Raw genomic sequence first — 20,397 nt, 5'->3', positions numbered from 1 at the left:
CCGGCGCGCCCGTGGCTCACCCGAAGCGCTCGCGCAGCCGGTACTTGAGCACCTTGCGCAAGGTCTCGTTGCGGGGCAGCGCCTCGACCACCTCCAGCTGCTCGGGCAGTTTGTACGGCGCCAGGCCCGCCTCGCGCAGATATGCCGTCACCTCGGCCAGGCCGAGCGGCTCAGCCGCTGCCGGCTGCTCCACCACGGCACAGACGCGCTCCCCCCGTTCCCGGTCCGGCAGACCCACCACAGCTGCGTCGGCCACCGCCGGGTGTTCGTAGAGGAGTTGCTCGATCTCCTTGGCCGAGATGTTCTCCCCCTTGCGGATGATGATGTCCTTGCTGCGGCCGGTGAGTACCAGATGTCCGCTCTCCAGCAGCTTGCCGAGGTCCCCTGTGCGCAGGAAGCCGTCCTCGTCGAAGGCGGCCCGGGTCTGTTCCTCGTCCAGATAGCCCTGGCAGACGGCTTCTCCGCGCAGCCGTACATCGCCTTCCGTGCCCGGTGGCAGCACGCTGCCGTCGGGGCCCGTGACGCGGATCTCCATGGCGTCCGGCGGGCGGCCCTCCGTCGTCGCCAACAGCTGTGGCGTGTCGTCGGGATCGCCCATCGTGATCATGGGGGCCTCGGTCATCCCGTAGCCGTGCACGAGGCCGCAGCCGAGTTCGGCCACGACCTCGTGGTACAGCTCCGGCGGAAGCGGGGCGCCGCCGCCCGCGAGGAGGCGCAGCGTGGGGATCAGCTTGCGGCCGGGCTGTTTGCGCTGCTCGGCGAGGAACATCGCGTAGAAGGCCGTGGAGCCGCCCGCCGTCGTCACCCCGTGCCGCCGGTAGCCGTCCAGCGCGTCCGGGAGCGCGAACCGCTCGAACAGGACGGCGGGAAAGCCGTACAGCAGCAGCATGACGAGGTAGTCGGGGCCGCCGATGTGCGCGTAGGGGAAGGCGATGGAGCCGACGTCGTGCGGGGTGGGCCGCAGCGCGTGTGCCAGGCAGGCGCCGCCGGCGATCAGCCCGCGGTCGGTGTGCAGGACGCCGCGCGGGCGCGAGGTCGTCCCGGACGTCCAGTGGATCCAGCGCACTTCTGTGCCGTCCCGCGGTTCCGGCGGCAGCTGTGCGGGGTCCTTCTGCGGCAGTGCGCCGTCGACGGGCAGGGCGCGGGGCCCGCCGGCCGCGTCGCGGACGCGTGCGTGCAGGGCGGCGTAGTCGAAACCGCGCCAGCTGCCGGGATGCGCGTACAGCTGTGCGCCGGTCGCCCGGAGGGCATCGCCGACCTCGCGGTCGCGCAGATGCGGTATGAGAGGCGTCTGCCGCACACCGAGCCGGGCGAGGGCGAGCGACAGCACGACCGTCTCGCTGCGGGTGGGCAGTTGCCAGGCGACGGTGTCCCCGGGGCGCACCCCGTCCGCGTACAGCGCCGCCGCGGTGCGTTCGGCGCGGGTGAGCAGGGCGCCGAAGGTGAGCGTGGTGTCGTCCGCCGGGTCGTCGGCGGCCTGGATGAGGGCCGGTGCGCCGGGGGTGAGCGCGGCGCGGCGGCGGAGCAGTTCCCACAGGGTGCGCGAGCGGGCGAGCGCGTGTGCCTCGGCGGACATTCCGGCCTCCTGAACTGACGAACCGTCAGGTAGCGCCGGAAGCGTAGAGCGGCATGCCTTGTCGGTCCAGAGGCGCGGAGCTAGCCTCATTTCTGACGGGGCATCAGAAAACCGAGGGGGCGAACCCGGTGACCGAACTGCCGCGCATCATCAGCGTCGACGACCACGTGATCGAACCCGCGCATCTCTTCGACAGCTGGCTGCCGAGAAAACACCGCGACAAGGGGCCCAAGCCCCTCACCGCCGGCATCGGCGAACTGGAGTACGTCGGCGGCAAGTACCGCATCTCCATGGACCCGGACGGACCGCCCACCGACTGGTGGATCTACGAGGACCTCCAGTTCCCGTACAAGCGCAACATCGCCGCCGTCGGTTTCGACCGCGACGAGATGACGCTGGAGGGCATCACCCGCGAACAGATGCGCCCCGGCTGCTGGAACCCGGCCGAGCGCCTCAAGGACATGGACCTCAACCACGTCGAGGGCTCGCTGTGCTTCCCGACCTTCCCCCGCTTCTGCGGGCAGACCTTCGCCGAGGCACACGACAAGGACGTCGCCCTGGCCTGTGTCCGCGCCTACAACGACTGGATGGTCGAGGAGTGGTGCGGCGACTCCGGCGGCCGGCTCATCCCCCTGTGCCTCATCCCGCTGTGGGACGTCGACCTGGCCGTGGCCGAGATCCGCCGCAACGCCGCCCGCGGCGTCCGCGCGGTCACCTTCAGCGAACTGCCCACACATCTGGGCCTGCCCAGCATCCACACCGGCTACTGGGACCCGTTCTTCGCCGTCTGCGAGGAAACCGGAACCGTCGTCAACATGCACATCGGTTCCTCCTCACAGATGCCGGCGGCCTCCCCCGACGCCCCGCCGGCCGTGCAGGCGTCGCTGTCGTTCAACAACGCCATGGCCTCGATGATGGACTTCCTCTTCAGCGGCGTCCTGGTGAAGTTCCCCCAGCTGAAGCTCGCCTACAGCGAGGGACAGATGGGCTGGGTCCCCTACGCCCTGGAACGCGCCGACGACGTGTGGGCCGAACACCGCGCCTGGGGCGGCGTCCGCGACCTGATCCCCGAACCGCCCTCCACCTACTACCGCCGCCAGATCTACTGCTGCTTCTTCCGCGACAAACACGGTGTGGCCTCGCTGGACGCCGTCGGCCGCGACAACGCCACCTTCGAGACCGACTACCCGCACGTCGACTCCACCTTCCCGCACACCCGCCAGGTCGCCCTCGACCACGTCCAGGGACTCGACGACGAGACCGTCTACAAACTGATGCGCGGCAACGCCATCCGCATGCTCGACCTCGACCTCGACCGCACGCCCGCCGAGTACCGGGCACGGACCGTGGCCGGGCACTGATGCGGCTCGATCGGACACCGCAACAGGAGGAGTTCCGGTGCACCCTGCGCGCCTGGCTCACCGAGGCCCTGCCCACGCTGCCGCCCAAGCCGGCCCCGTCGGACTGGCCCGCCCGCCGCGCCTACGACATGCACTGGCAACGCATGCTGTACGACGCCGGATACGCCGGGCTGCACTGGCCCGCCGACGCGGGCGGGCAGGGCGCGACCCCCACCCAGCACCTGATCTTCCTGGAGGAGACCGAACGCGCGGGCGCGCCCTACGTCGGCGCCGGCTTCGTCGGGCTGCTGCACGCCGGGCCCACCATCGCCGCCGAGGGCACACCGGAACAGCGGCGGCGCTGGCTGCCGCCCATCCTGCGCGGCGACGAGGTGTGGTGCCAGGGATTCAGCGAGCCCGACGCCGGCTCCGATCTGGCCTCCCTGCGCACCCGCGCGGTACGCGACGGTGACAGCTACGTCGTCACCGGTACCAAGGTGTGGACCTCGCACGCCGAGGTCGCCGACTGGTGCGAACTCCTCGTCCGCACCGACCCCGAGGCGCCCCGCCACGCCGGGCTGACCTGGCTGGCCCTGCCCATGGACGCGCCCGGCATCACCGTACGGCCGCTGCGCACGCTCGCCGGCACCGCCGAGTTCGCCGAGGTCTTCCTCGACGACGTCCGGGTGCCGGTGGCCAACCGGCTCGGCGCGGAGAACGACGGCTGGCGCGTCACCATGGTCACGCTCGCCTACGAGCGCGGCACGGCCTTCGCCGGTGAAGTCGTCGCCTGCCGCCGCGTCCTGCACGACCTGGCCCGCGCCGCACGCCGCAACGGCCGCTGGGACGACCCTGTGCTGCGCCGCCGACTGGGGCGTCTGAACGGCGAGTTCACCGCCCTGTGGCGGCTCGTCCAGTGGAACGTCAGCCACGCCGAGCACGCCGGGCGCACCGGAGGAAGCAGCGTCCCCGGCGCCGGTGCCTCGGTGTTCAAACTCGCCTACTCCGGCGCCCGTCAGGAGTTGTACGACACAGCTGCCGAAGTTCTCGGTCCGGAAGGTGCTCTCGACAGCTGTCACGAGTGGACCGCCGCCCGGCTGTCGTCCCTCTCGTACACCATCGCGGCCGGCACCTCGCAGATCCAGCGCAACATCCTCGCCGAGCGCGTCCTCGGCCTGCCGAAGGGACGGTGAACGCGTGGACTTCCGGATCACCGAGGACCAGGAGGCGCTCCGCCGCGGCATGCGGGATCTGCTGACGGCCCGGTTCGGCCCCGAAGACTTGCGCGAGGCCGCCGCACCGCCCGGCCCGCAGACGCCGCCGCACGGCCTCGACCGCGGTCTGTGGCGCGAGCTGGGCAAGGCCGGGCTGTTCGCGCTGCGGCTCCCGGAGGACGAGGGAGGCGCCGGTGCGGGGCTGCCCGAGGCGGTGCTCGTCTTCGAGGAGGCGGGCCGGGCGCTGCTTCCCGGCCCGCTCGTCGCCACCCACCTCGCCGCCGGGACGGTCCCGGACGCCGCCGACGGATCCCGCGTCGTGACGGCGCTGGACCTGCCGCAGGAGCCCGGCGCGGGGGAGGGGCCGCCGGCCGCCGCCGGGACGGCGCCGGGCGGCCTCGTCGAGCACCTGGACGGCGCCGACGACGTCCTCGTCCTCGGCCCCGCCCGGGTACGCGTCCTGCCGCCGGCGGCGCTCGACGCCGACCCCCTGTCTTCCGTCGACCCGCTCACGCCCCTGCACCGGCTGCGGGCCCGGCCCGGCACCGGCCTGGGCGAGGGTGGGCAGTGGCGGCCCGGAGCCCGGCGCCTGCGGCGCGAGGCGGCGCTGCTCACGGCGGCGCTCCAACTCGGCAGCGCGGGGCGGACGGTGGAGCTGGCGGTCGAGCACGCCCGCAGCCGCCGCCAGTTCGGCCGGCCCATCGGGTCCTTCCAGGCCGTGCAGCATCTGTGCGCCGGGATGCTGGTCCGTTCGGAAACAGCCAGAAGTGTGGTTTACGCCGCGGCTGTCTCAGAAGACGAGGCCGAGACCGCGGCCGCCGCTCTGCGCGCGGACGAGGCGGCCGTCCGCAACGCCCGGGACTGTCTCCAGGTCTTCGGCGGCATGGGATTCACCTGGGAGGCGGAGGTCCATCTCCATCTGAAACGGGCGTGGCTGCGTGCCGAGCAGTGGATGACGGCTGTGACAGCTGAGGAAGAATTGGCGCATGCGCTTCAGCGGGACACATGAGCTTCGTACGGCATGCCCGTATCTTCGGTAATTCCCGCAGAATTCCGAAGCGTTGATTACTCTCGGTCGCAAGCGCACCGTGTTCAGAGCGTCACGGCAACGGAGCGCTTTCGCGTTCCGGTTCGGTACGTTCCCGGCGCGCGTCCCCGGGCGGGTTCTCCGCGCGGAAGCGGACGCGGGCCGGACACGCGCCACGGTGCGCCACCCCCAAAGAGGACCAGGAGGCTCATGTGGCCGAGGAACAGCGGGTGTCCAGGGATTCCGTCCGGCGTCGTTCGACTTACGGCGCTCGATGTCGCACAGTATGCGGTACGTCTACTCCTTTGCGCCGGAATATGCCTGAAGCGCTTGTTGCCTTCACTGTGCGTCAACCATGCTGTTCTTCGATGAAGTCACAATCCGTGACTTCATGAGTCGCGAGGCGATGTGTCCGCCGGTTCGGATGGTGTGAGCGGTGCAGGTGCTTCTGGAACAGCTGGAGATCGGACCGGACCCGACGGAGGTCGGGCGCGCGCGCAGGTGGGCCAGGGCCCGGCTGCACGGTGCAGGAGTGGACGTGGACGAGCCGCTCGCGGAGACGCTGATTCTGCTGATCTCGGAGCTGGTGACCAACGCGGTTGTGCACACAGGTTGTCCGGCTGTGCTGTGCATGCTGCTGCCCCGGCGGAGCCCCGTGCCCCAGCCGTGGCCGGTGGTGCAGTCGGTCCGTGTGGAGGTCGCCGACGTCAGCAGCCGCGTCCCGTGCCGCCGCCAGGCGGAGGACGAGGAGACCAACGGGCGTGGCCTGGAACTGGTTTCGTGCCTCGCCGACCGGTGGGGCTGGGAGCAGGAGCCGGGCGGCAAGCGCGTGTGGTGCGAGCTGGACGCCGTACGTGGCGAGCCCGGCGCCGCGCGGGCGCCGGTGGCGGCGGGCAACGGCCGGAGCCGGAGCGGATGCGTTCGAGCACTGGAGGCGTCCCGCCCGGGAGTCGCCCGCGGCGTTCCGGAGTTGACGACGGCGCTGACCCTCAGCGCGTTCGGCTGACTGCGCGCCGGAACAATTCGGGCATAACTCCCAAAGTCCAGACCAGGTGTTGACGTGTCGTGTCGGGTTGATCACCCTTGGGTGGAGCGATTCGTCGTGAGGGGACGCCGAGGAATCATGTATTCCTCGGCGAGTGCGGGTCGTGGTCCGGCGCCGGCCTCCGTAGGAGGCAGGGCCCGAGCGCCGGAGCCGGGTGGCGGTCCGCCGTGCCGTGCTCGGGGTGCGCATCGGCGCACCGCCACCCGTCCAACGCCGTCGCCCGGCGCCGCCCCTCCCGCTTCCCCACGGCGGCGCCCACGCGCTCCCGTGCAAGCCGCCCGCCGACTGCCGTGCAGGCGCCTCGGGCTGCCGCGTCGGCGCCCGACGACTCCCTGCGAGCGTGCGCCCGCACGGTCGCCTCCAGAGCCGCCTCGCACGCGCCGCACGGCTGTCGCGGGCGCTTCCCGGACGGGGGTTCGTGCTCGTCCGTCACAGCACCGCGACCGGCGCTACGGGAGCGCCGGTCGCCCCCGTGAAGGGCTCCGGCTGTGCCGAGAGCAGAAACGCGTACCGGCCCTCCTCGGCGCAGGCCAGGGAGAGTTCCTCCAGGTTCCAGTTCTGGCCCTGGAGCATGCCCATCTCGACCAGATGCAGCGCGTGCACCGGAAGCCACAGATCCTCGATCTCCGGCGGGAAGATCTCGAACGTGAGGGTGTCGTTGGCCACGGCCGCGACATCCCGCGCGTGGAACCACTCCGGGGCGTACAGCGACAGCCCCGGTGAGGGGTGCGCGTAGCCGTCCCGGTCCCCGGCGAGGTAGTGCCGCATCTGCCCCGTGCGTACGAGGACGATGTCACCCTGCCCCACCCGGACCCCGCCCAACTCCTCCGCGGCGTCCAGGTCTTCGGGGCCCACCGCGTGCTCTGCGGCCAGGCTCTGCACGCCGTGGGCGCGCGCCACATCGAGGAGCACCCCGCGGGAGACCAGGGGGCCCGCCTTGTCGATCCCGCTGAACGCCGCCCGGCCGTGGGCGGTGACGGTGTCCGCCGGGCGGCCGTTGTAGAGCTTCCCGCCGTGTGAGACATGCGGGAGCGCGTCCCAGTGCGTGCCCGCCTGGAGGCCCATGGTGACGACATCGTCGCTGGTGGCTACGGTGCCGGGTCCGAACAGCTCCATGTTGACCGCCACCATCGTGTGCAGCGGATTGACCCGGCCCGGGATCATGCCCGACTGCACACCGTCCTGTTGCAGTGGCAGCGCCAGCGGTACCCGCCGTCCGCTGCGCACCGTGGCCGCCGCGGCGCGGACCACCTCGTCCGTTACCAGGTTCAGGGTGCCCCGCTCGTCCTCGGGCCCCCACCGGCCCCAGTTGTTGACGCGCTGGGCGATCGCGTGGAACTGCGCGCACTGCGCCGGCGCTGTCATCGGCCCTCCCGGCTGCTGCTGTCCGTCTAGGTCTTGTGTTCGTGCGGTGCCTGCCCAAGAATCTAACGGGCCGTCAGAAACTGTCGGAAGGGGCGCGTCGTGGGGAACTTCTTGGCCGGCAAGGCCGTAGCCGTCACCGGGGCGGGACGAGGCATCGGACGCGCGGTGGCACTGGCCTGCGCGGCCGAGGGCGCCAAGGTCGTCGTCGCCGACCAGGGCGTCGCCGTCGACGGCGGTACCCCGGAAAGCGGCGTCGCCGAGGCCGTCGTGAAGGAGATCACCGCAGTCGGCGGCGAGGCCGTGGCCGTCGGCGAGGACATCTCGACCATGGAGGGCGGCCGACGCGTCGTCGAGACCGCCGTCAGCCGCTACGGCCGTATCGACGGTGCCGTGTGCGCCGCCGGCATCCTGCGCGAACGCATGCTGTTCAACATGACCGAGGAGGAGTGGGACCCCGTCCTCGCCACCCATCTCAAGGGCACCTTCACCGTCTTCCGCGCCGCTGCCGCCGCCATGCGCCGGCAGCGCACCGGCGCCCTCGTCGGCTTCACCAGCGGCAACCACCAGGGCTCGGTGTCCCAGGCCAACTACTCCTCCGCCAAGGGCGGGGTGATCTCCCTGGTGCGCAGCGCGGCGCTCGGGCTGCACAAGTACGGCGTCATCGCGAACGCCGTCGCACCCGTCGCGCGCACCCGGATGTCCGCCAACGTGCCCATGGAGCTGACCGAGATCGGGGAGCCCGAGGACGTCGCCCCGCTCGTCGTCTATCTGCTCAGCGAGCGCGCACGGCAGGCGGAGATCACCGGGCAGGTCTACACCGCCGCCGGGCCGAAGATCGCCGTGTGGGCGCAGCCACGCGAGCTGCGTGCCGCCTACGCCGAGGACTCCTGGACACCGGAGCGCATCGCCGAACTGCTGCCTGGCACCGTCGGCACCGACCCGATGCCCCTGCTCGACCGCCTCAAGGAGATGGCCGACGCCGCCGCCCGCAAGGACCGGCCCAATGCCTGAACGGCGCCCGGCCACGGCCCCCGCGGGAGCCGACCGGGCCCACAGGCGCGGCTCCCGCACGGGCCGGGGCGCGGGCGGACCGGACCGTGAGCCGGCGCGCACTGCTCACAGCCGGTCAACGGGCTGAGGAGGTCGGTGGATCGCAGGGACCGCGAGGGCGGAGCCGTAGGGCGGTTGAGGTCCGACGGGGGCTGAGGAGAGGGGTACGCAGTGACGGACGGAGCGCGGACCGCGACGGAGCGAGCGCCGGGCGACTCCCGGCCCGGCGGGAACGGAACCGGGCCGGTGCGCGAGTACCGGCACTGGATCGACGGCACCTGGCGGGAGCCGCCGGCCGGCCACTACACGATCACCAACCCCGCGACGGAGGAGCCCGTCGGCCGCGCCCCGGAAGGCGGTGCCGAGGAGATCGATGCCGCGGTGCGCGCCGCCGGCCGCGCCCAGCGGGAGTGGGCCCGTACCTCCCCCCGGGAGCGGTCCGCGGTGCTGGAGCGGATCGCCGATCTGCTCGCCGAACGGGCCCCCGGACTCGTGCCGTTGGTGCAGGCGGAGACCGGTGCCACGCTGCGGGTCGCGCGCGGCATGCAGGTGCCGACGGCCGCCGAACGTTTCCGGCGGTATGCGCGCGGTGCCCTGGAGCCGGACACCGTGCCGCTCGCGCCGCAGCCCGTGAAGGCGAGTGCACTCGCCGAGGGCGGGCTCATCGGTGCCTGTGCGGTACGCCGGCCCGTGGGCGTCGTCGGCTGTATCACCTCCTACAACTTTCCTGTCGTCAATCTGGCGGGCAAGATCGCTCCGGCGCTCGCCACGGGGAACGCCGTGGTGTGCAAGCCGGCTCCGCAGGACCCCCTGAGCTGCCTGGAGTTGGGCCCTGTGCTCCAGGAAGCGGGGCTGCCGGACGGGCTCTACAACGTGATCACCGGCTCGGGCTCAGGGGCGGGCGAGGCGCTGGTCGCACACCCGGACGTCGACATGATCAGCTTCACGGGCTCCACCTCCGTGGGAAAGAGGATCGCGGAGTCGGCGGGACGGTCGATGAAGCGCACCCTCATGGAACTGGGCGGAAAGGGCGCTGCGTTGGTGCTGGACGATGCGGACGAGGAGATCCGCCGTGCGGCACTGAACTCGGTCGCCTCGACGTGGACCTTCCACAGCGGCCAGATCTGCACGGCGCCGACGCGCGTTCTGGTGCACCGCTCGCTCTACGCCGAGTTCGTGTCGTCCCTTGAACGGTACGCCGCCGCACTGACGATCGGCGATCCCACAAACGAGCGAACCGTGGTCGGCCCGCTGATCTCGGCGGCACAGCGCGACCGCGTCGAAGACCACCTCGACCGTGCCCGGGAGCAGGGCGCCCGGGTGGCCGTCGGCGGGGCACGCCCGGCGGAGCCCCGCACCGGCTACTACGTCGCGCCGACGCTGCTCACCGAGGTCACGCCCGACATGGACGTGTTCCGGGAGGAGTTGTTCGGCCCGGTCGTCGTCGCCCTGCCGTTCGAGGACGACGACGAGGCCGTCCGCCTGGCGAACGGCACGCCGTTCGGGCTCTACGACTACGTGTTCGGCAAGGACGCCGGACGCGCCTGGCGGCTGGCCTCCCGGCTGCGGAGCGGCAACGTCGGCATCAACACCGCGCAGCGGCACCCGGAGGCGCCCTTCGGGGGGTGCAAGGAGTCGGGCGTCGGCCGGGACGGCGGCTCCTTCGGGCTGCACGCCTACACCGAATTGCAGTCCGTCGTCTGGCCGTCGTGACCCCGCGGGGAGCCGGCCGGGCCCCGTCCCGTGAGGAGTGAGGGTATGCGAGGAGTCGTTCTGGAAGGCCCGCCCGAGGAGTCCGCCGGCAGCTCCGGCGCCGCTGCGGAAGGGGGCGGGGCGATGGTCGTGGACGACCTGGAGGTACGGGATCCGGGGCCGGGCGAGGTCGCGGTGGAGATCCGCGCCGCCGGACTGTGCCACAGCGATCTGTCCGTGATCGACGGCACCATTCCGTTTCCCCGCCCGGTGGTGCTCGGCCACGAGGGGGCAGGCGTCGTCGAGGCGGTCGGGGAGGGGGTGCGGCACGTGGCGCCCGGTGACCATGTGGCGCTGTCGACCGTGGCCAACTGTGGTGCCTGCGCCGCCTGTGCGAGCGGGCGCCCGACCATGTGCCGCCGCTCGATAGGGCGCCCCACGCGCCCCTTCGCGCGCGGTGGCCATCAGCTGTACAACTTCGCCTCCACGTCGGCGTTCGCCGGGCACACGGTCGTCGGCGCGGTACAGGCCGTGCGGATCCCGCGTGACGTTCCTTTTCCCTCCGCGGCGCTCCTGGGATGCAGCGTGCTCACCGGCGTCGGGGCCGTCCTCAACCGGGCCCGGGTGGGCCAGGGCGAGTCGGTCGTGGTGATCGGCGCCGGCGGGGTGGGGCTCAACGTGCTGCAAGGGGCGCGGATCGCGGGGGCCGGGCAGGTGATCGCCGTGGACGCGAACCCGGAGAAGGAGGCGCTCGCGGCCCGGTTCGGCGCCACCGCCTTCGTGGACGCCTCCTCCGCCGACGACCTCGTGGCAGCTGTGGGTGAGCTCCTCCCGGCGGGCGCCGACCACGTCTTCGAGTGCGTGGGGCGCACGGAACTCGTGAGCACAGCTGTCGACGTGCTCGGCCGGGGCGGGCAGGCCGTGCTCCTCGGCCTGCCCGCCGTGGACGCGCGGGCGTCCTTCGCACCGGCCTCGCTCTTCCTCGACAAGTCCGTCCTGGGCTGCCGGTACGGCTCGTCACGGCCGCAGCGTGATCTCGCGCTGTACGCGGACCTCTACGTGCAGGGCCGGCTGCTGCTGGACGAACTGGTCAGCACCGTGCGGCCGGTGGAGGAGTTCGCGAAGGCGGCGGAGGAGGCGCGGACGGGGCAGGTGGCCCGCGCGGTGCTCACCTTCTAGGGACAGCTGCGGTGTTCGCCTTCCGGCCGCTCCTGCCAGGCGCCGTCCAGGAGGCGGTCACACGGTCAGCGCTGACCCGTGCGGCGGGGAAGCGGCCGACTGCGGCTCCGCGCGGAAGGTACGGCGGTAGGCGCGGGGGGAGACGCCCAGCGCGGCGTGCAGGTGCTGCCGCAGGGACGCAGCTGTGCCGAACCCGCAGTCGGACGCGATCCGTTCGACCGGGAGGTCGGTGTCCTCCAGCAGCTGTCGGGCACGCTCGATGCGCTGCTGGGTCAGCCAGCGCAGCGGCGTGATGCCGGCCTCCTCACGGAACCGGCGGGTGAAGGTGCGCACACTCATCGACTCCTGGGCCGCCAGCTCGCGCAGGGTGAGCGGCCGGTCGAGGTGGTCGAGCGCCCACGCGCGCGCGGTGGCCGTGGACGAGGCGCCCGGTTCGGGCACCGGGCGCCGGATGAACTGCGCCTGCCCGCCGTCCCGATGGGGCGGGACGACGACCCGCCGGGCCACGTCGTTCGCCACAGCTGTGCCGAAGTCCCGGCGAATCAGGTGCAGGCACAGATCGATGCCGGCTGCTTCGCCCGCCGAGGTGAGCACGTTGCCCTCGTCCACGTACAGCACGTCCGGGGCGAGCCGCACCCGCGGGTAGAGCGTGCGGAAGCCGTCCGTGGACAGCCAGTGGGTGGTCGCGCGCCGGCCGTCCAGCAGGCCGGCGGCGGCGAGGAGGAAGGCGCCGGTGCAGATGGACGCGATCCGGGCGCCGGGGCGGATGTGTGCCAGCGCGGCCCGCAGCGGCTCGGGGAGGCGGCCCTCGGTCTCCGTCTCGTCCGGCTCGTGGGTCGCCGGGACGAGGACGGTGTCCGCCTCGGCGAGCGCGCCGGGCCCGTGGGCCACATGTATGGGGAAGTCCGCGTCCGTACGGACCGGGCCCGGCTCGACGGCGCAGGTGACGATCTCGTAGAGCCGCCCGCGCCCGGGCGTCTCGGCCCGGCGGAACACCTCGTGCACGACGCCGAGTTCCATCGGGATCACCCCGTGCCGCACCAGGACGGCCACCCGGTGCCGGCCCGGATGGACGAAGGCGCCCTCCGATGCGGGCCTCGCGGGGACGTGGGCGCAGCTGTGGGACATGTTTCCCCTCCCGGGCGTGGACGGCTCGTGGCCCGATCCTGGCACATGGTGGCGCTCTGGCCACTCGTTCCGCTGTTCCCTTCGGCAGATGCTCAACGCCATGTCCGAGACCGTTTCTTCCCCTCCTCCGCTCGGCGACGGAAGGCCCCCAGGCGCCGGCGCCCCGCCCGGCACGGAGTCGACGCCCGGGCAGCAGGGCGCACCGGCGCCCGTGGCGGGCCGTCCGCGGCGTCCGCGGGTCCACCGGGCCCGGTCGGTCGCGCTCGTCGCGTTCGTGGCGCTCGTGGGCGCTGCCGGGTTCCGGGCCACGCCCAGCGTGTTCATCGAGCCGCTGCACTCCGAGTTCGGCTGGTCGCGCGGGACCATCTCGTTCGCCGTCGGGCTCAACGTGCTGCTGTACGGGCTGACGGCGCCGTTCGCCTCGGCACTGATGGAGCGTTACGGCATGCGGCGGGTCGTCGCGTGCGCGCTGGCGCTCATCGCGGCCGGGAGCGGGCTGACCGTCTTCATGCGTGCCGAATGGCAGTTGGTGCTCTGCTGGGGTGTGCTCGTGGGACTGGGCAGCGGCTCCATGGCGCTGGCCTTCGCCGCGACCGTCACCCACCGCTGGTTCGTGGCACGGCGGGGCCTGGTGAGCGGCATCCTGACCGCGGGCGGCGCCACCGGACAGCTGGTCTTCCTTCCCCTGGTGGCGACGGTGGTCGAACGCGGGGGCTGGCGTACGGCCTCGCTGATCGTCTCCGGCGCCGCGCTCGCCGTCGTCCCGCTGGTGGTGTGGCTGCTGCGGGACAGGCCGCGCGATGTCGGGCTGCGGCCGTACGGCGCGACGGACGAGCAGCCCGGGGGCCTCGGGGGCGAGGACGCGCCGTCGCGGGGTGCGATGGGCCATGCCCTCTCGGTGCTGTGGAAGGCGGCGCGGACGCGGGTGTTCTGGCTGCTGTCGGTTTCCTTCGCCATCTGTGGTGCGTCGTCCAACGGGCTCATGCAGACGCACTTCGTGCCCGCTGCCCACGACCACGGCATGGCGGTGACGACGGCCGCGTCGCTGCTGGCGCTGATCGGGGTGCTCGACCTGGTCGGCACCGTCGCCTCGGGCTGGCTCACCGACCGCTTCGATCCTCGCAGACTGCTGGCGGTCTACTACGGGCTGCGCGGACTGTCCCTTCTGCTGCTGCCGTTGCTCTTCGCCGCCAGTGTCCAGCCGCCGATGATGTTCTTCATCGTCTTCTACGGGCTGGACTGGATCGCCACCGTTCCGCCGACGATGGCCCTGTGCCGGGAGCACTTCGGCGCCGACGGCGCGGTGGTCTTCGGCTGGGTGCTCGCCTGGCACCAGGCCGGTGCGGCCGTCGTGGCGTTCGTGGCCGGGCTGATCCGCGATGTGACCGGGACCTACGATCTCGCCTGGTCGGGGACAGGAGTGCTGTGTGCGGTGGCCGCGCTGATGGTGCTGGTCGTCCGCCGCCGTGCGGCCGCGCCGGCCGGGTGAGCCGGACGGCGCGGCGGACCGTCCGCGGCGCGGGTGCGCTCCGGGCGGCGGCGCCCGCGGCTCCGGCGCGACGGGGGGCCTGTGGCCAGATCCTTGTGGTTGTCGTCCGTGCGGCCACTCGTGTGTGAGGGGCGCCCGGCGCACGATCGGTGGCATGAAGACGCTGTGGATCTTTGCTCATCCGGAGGCCCGGTCCCTGAACGCGTCGCTCCGGGACACCGGAGTGCGGACCCTGCGCGAACTCGGGCACGAGGTACGCCAGTCCGATCTGTACGCCATGGGGTGGCAGCCCGTCGTCGGCGCCGCGGACTTCCCCGGGCGGAGGAGCGGACGGCTCCGGGTGGGAGCGGCGCAGCAGGAGGCGTACCGGACCGGTGACCTCGGCACGGACATCCGTGCGGAGCAGGCCAAGCTCAGCTGGGCGGACACCGTCGTCCTGCACTTCCCGCTGTGGTGGTTCGGCCCGCCCGCCATCCTCAAGGGCTGGTTCGACCGGGTCCTGGTGCAGGGGTTCGCCTTCGGGGTGCGGGACGCCCTCGGCCGCACCAGGCGGTACGGGGACGGCGGGCTCGCGGGCAGGCGGGCCATGGTGGTGACCTCCGTCGGTGCCCGCGCGTCGAGCTTCGGTCCGCGCGGCATCCACGGGGACATCGAGGACATCCTGTTCCCGGTGCACCACGGGGTGTTCTGGTACTCCGGCATGGCGGCGCTGCCACCGTTCGTCGTGTACGGCGCCGACCGGGCCACGCACGCCGACGCCGAGCGGTACCGGGCCCAGCTGTGCCGGCGGCTGCGGGAACTGCCGCAGCTGGAGCCGCTCTCCTTCCGGAGCGAGGCGGGCGGGGACTACGACGACGATCTGGTGCTGCGCCCCGAAATCGCCGCGGGGCGTACGGGCCTGGACGTCCACCGGGTCCGTCCCGGGGGCCGGCGGGCCGCCTGACGGCCGGCACGGCGCCCGGGACGCCGGATCAGTCCAGGGGGGCGAACGTGCCGAACCTGCCGCGGTGGAAGACGAGCGGCCGTCCCGGCTCGTCGGCGGCGTCCAGGGCGCGTACCCGGCCGACGACGATCAGATGGTCCCCGCCGGTGTGCACGGCGTGGATCGTGCAGTCGATCCACGCGGAGACCCCCGCCAGCAGCGGGGAGCCGGTGACGGGCGACGGCGTGTGCGCGACCCCGGCGAACTTGTCCGCGCCGCTCACGGCGAAACCCCGGCACAGCTGTGCTTGTTCCGCCGTCAGCACGTTCACGCAGAAGCCTTCCGCCCGTGCGATGCGCGGCCATGTCGTCGACGTACGGGACACCATGAAGGACACCAGCGGCGGCTCCATGGAGAGCGAGGCGAACGACTGGCACGCGAACCCGACGGGTCCGGTCGCGGCCGAGCCGGCCGCGGGGGCGCGGGCCGTGACGACGGTCACGCCGGACGCGAAGTCGCCCAGTACGCGGCGGAATTCCGCCGGATCGACGGCCTCGGCCGCGGGCACGGGCGCCCGCTCGTCGGGCCCGACCGCACGGAGGCGCGGCGCGGGCGCGGTGTCCGGGGACGCGGGGCTTGTCGTGGACGTCTGTGGCTGGGCAGTGGCGCCGACCGCGCGCAGATAGCGCACCGCGGTGGCCGCCATGCCGGCATGTCCCATCATGACGTCATTGAAGCCGGTAGCCGGACGGAGGGAAAGCGCTGCCGGACCTCCCGGCCACCGCAGCTGTGGCCGGTCCCGGCCGGCCCTCGGTACAGGGGCGTCATGCCCGTCACCTTCCCTCGAAGCCGGGAGTGCGCCGCTGGACGAACGCGGCGACGCCCTCCTGCGCGTCCCGGGTCGTCATGTTGACCTCCTGCGCCTGTGCCTCCGCCGTGAACGAGGCCGCGCGGGACGCCTCCAGCGAGTCGTTGAGGAGCCGCTTGGTGAGCGCCAGCGCACGGGTGGGTCCGGCCGCGAGGCGCTCGGCCCAGGAGCGCGCCGCGGCCGGCAACTCCTCGTCCGGTACGACCTTGTTGACGAGGCCCATCCGTGCGGCCTCCGCCGCGGGCACGCTGTCGCCGAAGAACATCAGTTCCTTGGCCTTCTGCGGACCGATCAGACGCGGGAGCAGATAGGCGCCGCCCGCGTCGGGCACCAGACCGCGGCGGACGAAAACTTCCACAAAGGCGGCGGTTTCCGCCGCGAGCACCAGGTCGCAGGCGAGCGCCAGATGACAGCCCAGACCGGCGGCCGTGCCGTTCACGGCCGCCAGAACGGGCTTCTCGCAGTCGAGCACCGCCGCGATCAGCCGCTGGGCGCCCTGCTCGACGGTCCGTGCCACATCTCCCGCCACCCGCTCTCCGGCGCCCTGCCCCGCCCCCTGGAGATCGGCGCCCGCGCAGAAGCCCCGACCCCGTCCCGTCAGCACGACGGCACGTACGCCGGGATCCCGTGAGGCGTCGCCCAGCAGCGCGATCAGTCGCTCACGCTGCGCCGGTGTGAGGGCGTTGAGGCGGTGCGGCCGGTCCAGGGTGATCCAGGAGACGCCGTCGCCGACGGAGTGTGCGACGACCTTCTCCAGAGGCTCGTCGCGGGGCTCGGACGGCGCCGGACGGGCCGTCGGGGTACCGGCGTTCATGGACGTTCCTTCCTTCGGTGAGCGGGCGGGTGGGTGCGCGGCTGTGCCCTGCCGGTTCACCGGCAGACGGCCAGTGCGTCCAGCGCCACGGCCCCCTGCCCGCGCGGCAGCACCACCAGGGGATTGATGTCCAGTTCGGCCAGGCCCTCGCCGCTCCCGCCGCCCAGTTCGAGGGCCATCCGCTGCACCCGCAGGACGACCTCCACGAGGGCGTCCACATCTGCGGGAGGCCGGCCGCGGACGCCCTCGAAGAGGGCGCTGCCGCGCAGTTCGGCGAGCATCGAGCGGGCCTGGTCCTCGCCGAACGGGGGTACGCGCACAGCTGTGTCCTGGAGCACCTCGACGAGCACCCCGCCGAGCCCCACGGTCACGGTGGGGCCGAACACCTCGTCCAGGCTCATGCCGACCACCGTCTCCACGCCCGGGTCGACCATCTGGCACACGAGGACGCCGTCCAGCGCGATGTCCTCCTGGCGTGCGATCTCGGTCAGTTCGCGGTAGGTGTCCCGCACCTGGCTGGCCGAGGTCAGGCCGATACGGACCAGCCCGTACTCGCTCTTGTGCGCCAGCTGCGGTGCCGATGCCTTCATCACCACGGGATAGCCGACCTGTGCGGCCGCCCGGACCGCGCCCGCCGCGCTCGTGCACAGCTGTTCCCGCGGTACCCGGATCCCGTAGGCGCGCAGCAGCTGCTTGCCGGCGTGCTCGCTCAGCCGCTGCCCCGGCCGCAGCAGCGACTGTGCCTTGCGCAGGGACGGTGACGGCGTCCGGGGCGCCGCCTCGAAGGGCGAGCGGTAGTCGCGGACGAACCGGTGGTGGTCCAGGTAGGCCCGTACGGCGCGGACGCAGTTGCCCGCCGTGCGGAAAGTGGCCACCCGGGACGAGCCGAGCAGCGTCTGCCGGTAGGCGTCCTCCGTGCCGACGGGCGAGCCCCAGATGACGCAGACGAGTTTGTCGGTCTCCTCGGCCGCGTCGACCAGGTCCTGTGCGAGCCGGTCGCTCATCGGGGGGAACGGCCCCGTGATGGGACAGATGAGCACGCCCACCTGCGGATCGGACAGCAGCGCGTCGATGATCTTCCGGCCGCGCCAGTCGCCCACCGGGTGGCCCCCGCTGTCGACGGGGTTGGAGACGTCGAGGTCCTCGGGGATCCACTGGTGCAGAGCGGCCTGTTCGGCGGGCCCGAAGGCGGGCAGTTCGAGTCCGGCGGAGGCCGCGAGATCGGCGACGTGTGCGCCCGTGCCGCCGGATATGGCGTACACGGCCACGCCCTCGGCCACGGGCGGGCGGGCACGGGCGAGGAGGGCCGCGGTGTCCTGGAGTTCGTCGAGGCCGTCCACGCGGACGACGCCGACCTGCCGCAGCGCGCCGTCGACCGTGGCGTCGGCCCCGGTGAGCTTGCCGGTGTGCGAGGCGGCCACACGGGCCCCCGCCCCGGTACGGCCCACCTTCACCGCGACGACGGGCACACCGTTGCGTGCCGCGCGGTCGGCCGCCAGGAGGAAGGAGCGACCGTCCTTGAAACCTTCCACATAGGTGGCGATGGCTCCGACCTCGGGACAGCCGGCGAAGTAGGAGAGGAAGTCGGCCGCTTCCAGGTCGGCCTCGTTGCCGGTCGGCGCCCAGTGGGAGAGCCGGATGCCCAGCTCCTGGAGGGCGAAGACGGGCCGGCCCTGGTGTCCCGACTGCGTGATGAGCGCGATGGACGGGCCGTCCAGGTCGTCGCGGAAGCGTTCGAAGGCGTTGAGGTTGGTGTTGGGGCCCAGCAGCCGCACCCCTGAGCGTGCCGCGGCGTCCGCGAGCCTGCGCTGCGCGTCGGCACCGTCCCGGCCGGTCTCGGCGAACCCGGAGGCGAACACGACGGCGAACCGGGCCTTGGCGTCGCCGAGTTGCTCGATGACCGGCAGCGGGTCGCCCACCAGCAGCACGGCGACGTCGACGGCTTCCGGCAGCTCGGCGACGGAGGGCACACAGGGCAGTCCGAAGACCGTGGCCCGCTTGGGGTGCACCGGGTGCAGGCGCGCGCCGACCCGCTCGGCCCAGTTCAGCAGCTGACGGGTGATTCCGGTGTTGGGGCGTCCCTCGGCGTCCGAGGCGCCGATCACGGCCACCGACTCCGGCCGGAAGAACCGCTCCAGGTCCGCGACGGGAGCGGACAGCGGACGGCCGCTGACGTCCACGTCGGCCGCGTCGGCTCTGCTGTGCACCGTGCCCGCGCCGCCGGCCGGCCGTGTCCCGCAGGCCAGGACACGGGCGGAGCGCTGGGTCGTGGTGAGGGTGCCGTGAGTCGATCCGAGCATCGTTCCCGCCCACTTCCGTGAGGTGGTGCCCTACAGAACTGACACCCCGTCAGGTTACTGAACTGACAACCCGTCAGGAAGTGGTCGTGCACGTCTCGCTTTCCGGCTCCGGGTGCCCACAGCTGTGCGCGGACGGGTGACCGTGCACAGCTGTGGTCAGTCGGAGGAGCGGGCGACGGCGCGGGCGATCCGCCGGGCGTCCAGCGCCAGTTCGCGCAGGGTCCCGCTGATGGGGTTCGAGTACCCGGTGAAGTGCAGCTGTGGGGCCGCCGGGTGGGTGCGCGGGCCGTGCACCACGGGCCGGCCCTGTGCGTCGAGCACGCCCAGATGGCCCACCAGCTGTTCCAGCCCCCGCCGGTACCCGGTGGCGGCGATCACCACCTCGGGGGCGGGCTCGCTGCCGTCCGCCAGCCGCACCTTGTCCCCCTCGAACGACGAGAGCGCGGCGACCGGTTCGACCCGGCCGCGGCGGACGGCGTCGATCAGCCCCACGTCCTGCACGGGGATCGCGCCCTCCAGCACCCGGGAGTACAGGCCGGTGTCCGGCCGGGGCAGCCCGTGGGGCGCCAGATCGGGGACCGACAGCTTCGCCATCCGGGCCGCCAGCGCGTCCACCAGCCGCACCGGCAGCCGGCGGCACAGGATCGCGCTGCGCTGTGCGGGCCACCCGAGAGTGGAGCGGCGCACGATGTGCGGCGGGGTGCGCACGGCGAGACGCACCCGTGGGCGCCCGATTCGGCCAGGTCCGCCGCGATCTCCGCCCCGGTGTTCCCGGCTCCGACGACGAGTACGTCCTTGCCCCGGAAGGGCGCCGCCGACCGGTAGTCGCCGGCGTGCAGCAGCTGTCCGGTGAAGTCCGCGCGGCCCGGCCAGTCGGGGAGGTGCGGGGTGTGGTTGAAGCCGGTGGCGACGACGACCGTGGTGGCCGTCGGGCGGCGGCCACCGTTGGCGTGCAGCACCCACCGCCCGTCCCGGCGCTCGATCCGGTCGACGTCCACGCCGGTCGCCACCTCGATCCCGTGGTGCGCCGCATAGGTCTCCAGGTAGCGCACCATGTCGTCCCGTGCGACCCAGCGGCCGAAGGCCCGCGGTATCGGCAGCCCGGGGAGCGAGGACTGGGCCCGCGTCGTGTGCAGATGCAGCCTGTCGTAGTGCCGGCGCCAGGAGGACCCGACCGTGTCCGAACGCTCCAGGACGACGGAGGCGATACCGCGCTCACCCAGCGCCGCGGCCACGGCGAGCCCGCCCGGACCCGCGCCCAGTATGTGGACGGGCGTACGACGGCCCGCCTCGGTGTGCGTCATGGGCATGACCGGCATGGTAGACCCGCGCCGACGGCTTCCGCGCCCCCGTCGTCCGTCACCGTGGGATGCAGCCCCCTTGCGCAA

The 20,397-nt window shown here is 72.8% G+C and carries 15 protein-coding genes and 1 pseudogene; 9 read left to right on the top strand and 7 right to left on the bottom strand.

The window, feature by feature from the left end:
- Positions 1–16: 16 nt before the first annotated feature.
- On the bottom strand, positions 17–1,576 hold the full coding sequence (locus tag SCA03_RS10270) for a class I adenylate-forming enzyme family protein (protein ID WP_030891134.1): 1,560 nt from the start codon (positions 1,574–1,576) through the stop codon (positions 17–19).
- A gap of 128 nt (positions 1,577–1,704) precedes the next feature.
- On the opposite strand from SCA03_RS10270, the gene SCA03_RS10265 reads away from it, so the two are divergent.
- From SCA03_RS10265 to SCA03_RS10250, 4 genes are all read left to right on the top strand, one after another.
- Complete coding sequence (locus tag SCA03_RS10265) at positions 1,705–2,937, top strand: amidohydrolase family protein (protein WP_086816148.1); 1,233 nt, start codon at positions 1,705–1,707, stop codon at positions 2,935–2,937.
- Positions 2,937–4,109 carry an acyl-CoA dehydrogenase gene (locus tag SCA03_RS10260; protein WP_086816146.1) on the top strand — a complete coding sequence of 391 codons (1,173 nt, stop codon included), beginning with the start codon at positions 2,937–2,939 and terminating at the stop codon, positions 4,107–4,109. Before SCA03_RS10265 ends, SCA03_RS10260 begins: the two co-directional genes overlap by 1 nt.
- A 4-nt stretch (positions 4,110–4,113) precedes the next feature.
- On the top strand, positions 4,114–5,139 hold the full coding sequence (locus SCA03_RS10255) for an acyl-CoA dehydrogenase family protein (RefSeq protein WP_086816144.1): 1,026 nt from the start codon (positions 4,114–4,116) through the stop codon (positions 5,137–5,139).
- A 454-nt stretch (positions 5,140–5,593) separates the two neighbouring features.
- Positions 5,594–6,163: an ATP-binding protein gene (locus tag SCA03_RS10250; RefSeq protein WP_078875005.1), complete on the top strand. Its 570-nt coding sequence runs from the start codon at positions 5,594–5,596 to the stop codon at positions 6,161–6,163.
- 468 nt (positions 6,164–6,631) lie between these two features.
- Here the strand turns inward: SCA03_RS10250 and SCA03_RS10245 are convergent, their stop codons facing one another.
- Entirely contained in the window at positions 6,632–7,567 is a 936-nt protein-coding gene (locus SCA03_RS10245; RefSeq protein WP_086816142.1) for a cyclase family protein, read from the bottom strand.
- Between the two features lie 99 nt (positions 7,568–7,666).
- Here SCA03_RS10245 and SCA03_RS10240 point away from each other — a divergent pair, with 99 nt between their 5' ends.
- From SCA03_RS10240 to SCA03_RS10230, 3 genes are all read left to right on the top strand, one after another.
- Entirely contained in the window at positions 7,667–8,578 is a 912-nt protein-coding gene (locus SCA03_RS10240; protein ID WP_086816140.1) for an SDR family NAD(P)-dependent oxidoreductase, read from the top strand.
- A gap of 285 nt (positions 8,579–8,863) precedes the next feature.
- Positions 8,864–10,330: an aldehyde dehydrogenase family protein gene (locus tag SCA03_RS10235; RefSeq protein ID WP_086816171.1), complete on the top strand. Its 1,467-nt coding sequence runs from the start codon at positions 8,864–8,866 to the stop codon at positions 10,328–10,330.
- A 123-nt stretch (positions 10,331–10,453) separates the two neighbouring features.
- Positions 10,454–11,488, top strand: coding sequence for a zinc-binding dehydrogenase (locus tag SCA03_RS10230; protein ID WP_030885296.1), 1,035 nt, complete (start codon positions 10,454–10,456; stop codon positions 11,486–11,488).
- 57 nt (positions 11,489–11,545) lie between these two features.
- Here SCA03_RS10230 and SCA03_RS10225 read toward each other — a convergent pair whose 3' ends face one another.
- Entirely contained in the window at positions 11,546–12,616 is a 1,071-nt protein-coding gene (locus SCA03_RS10225; RefSeq protein ID WP_086816138.1) for a GlxA family transcriptional regulator, read from the bottom strand.
- A gap of 100 nt (positions 12,617–12,716) precedes the next feature.
- On the opposite strand from SCA03_RS10225, the gene SCA03_RS10220 reads away from it, so the two are divergent.
- Both SCA03_RS10220 and SCA03_RS10215 read left to right on the top strand, forming a co-directional pair.
- The gene (locus SCA03_RS10220) at positions 12,717–14,105 is read left to right on the top strand and encodes an MFS transporter (protein WP_086816169.1); all 1,389 of its coding nucleotides are present in this window, start codon (positions 12,717–12,719) and stop codon (positions 14,103–14,105) included.
- A 154-nt stretch (positions 14,106–14,259) separates the two neighbouring features.
- The gene (locus SCA03_RS10215; RefSeq protein ID WP_086816136.1) at positions 14,260–15,048 is read left to right on the top strand and encodes an NAD(P)H-dependent oxidoreductase; all 789 of its coding nucleotides are present in this window, start codon (positions 14,260–14,262) and stop codon (positions 15,046–15,048) included.
- A gap of 28 nt (positions 15,049–15,076) precedes the next feature.
- Here SCA03_RS10215 and SCA03_RS10210 read toward each other — a convergent pair whose 3' ends face one another.
- The 4 genes and pseudogenes from SCA03_RS10210 to SCA03_RS10195 form a co-directional block, all read right to left on the bottom strand.
- Positions 15,077–15,748, bottom strand: a complete 672-nt coding sequence (locus tag SCA03_RS10210; RefSeq protein ID WP_230988583.1) for a flavin reductase family protein — start codon at positions 15,746–15,748, stop codon at positions 15,077–15,079.
- Between the two features lie 112 nt (positions 15,749–15,860).
- Positions 15,861–16,709 (bottom strand): enoyl-CoA hydratase/isomerase family protein, encoded by an 849-nt coding sequence (locus SCA03_RS10205; protein ID WP_141275322.1) that lies wholly within the window; start codon positions 16,707–16,709, stop codon positions 15,861–15,863.
- A gap of 56 nt (positions 16,710–16,765) precedes the next feature.
- Complete coding sequence (locus tag SCA03_RS10200) at positions 16,766–19,009, bottom strand: acetate--CoA ligase family protein (RefSeq protein ID WP_086816314.1); 2,244 nt, start codon at positions 19,007–19,009, stop codon at positions 16,766–16,768.
- Between the two features lie 156 nt (positions 19,010–19,165).
- Positions 19,166–20,319: pseudogene (locus tag SCA03_RS10195) on the bottom strand (flavin-containing monooxygenase).
- Between the last annotated feature and the right edge of the window lie 78 nt (positions 20,320–20,397).

The organism is Streptomyces cacaoi, from assembly GCF_006539165.1.
GTDB classification, from domain to species: Bacteria; Actinomycetota; Actinomycetes; order Streptomycetales; family Streptomycetaceae; genus Streptomyces; species Streptomyces cacaoi.
This window is presented reverse-complemented; position numbering and strand designations above follow the sequence as displayed.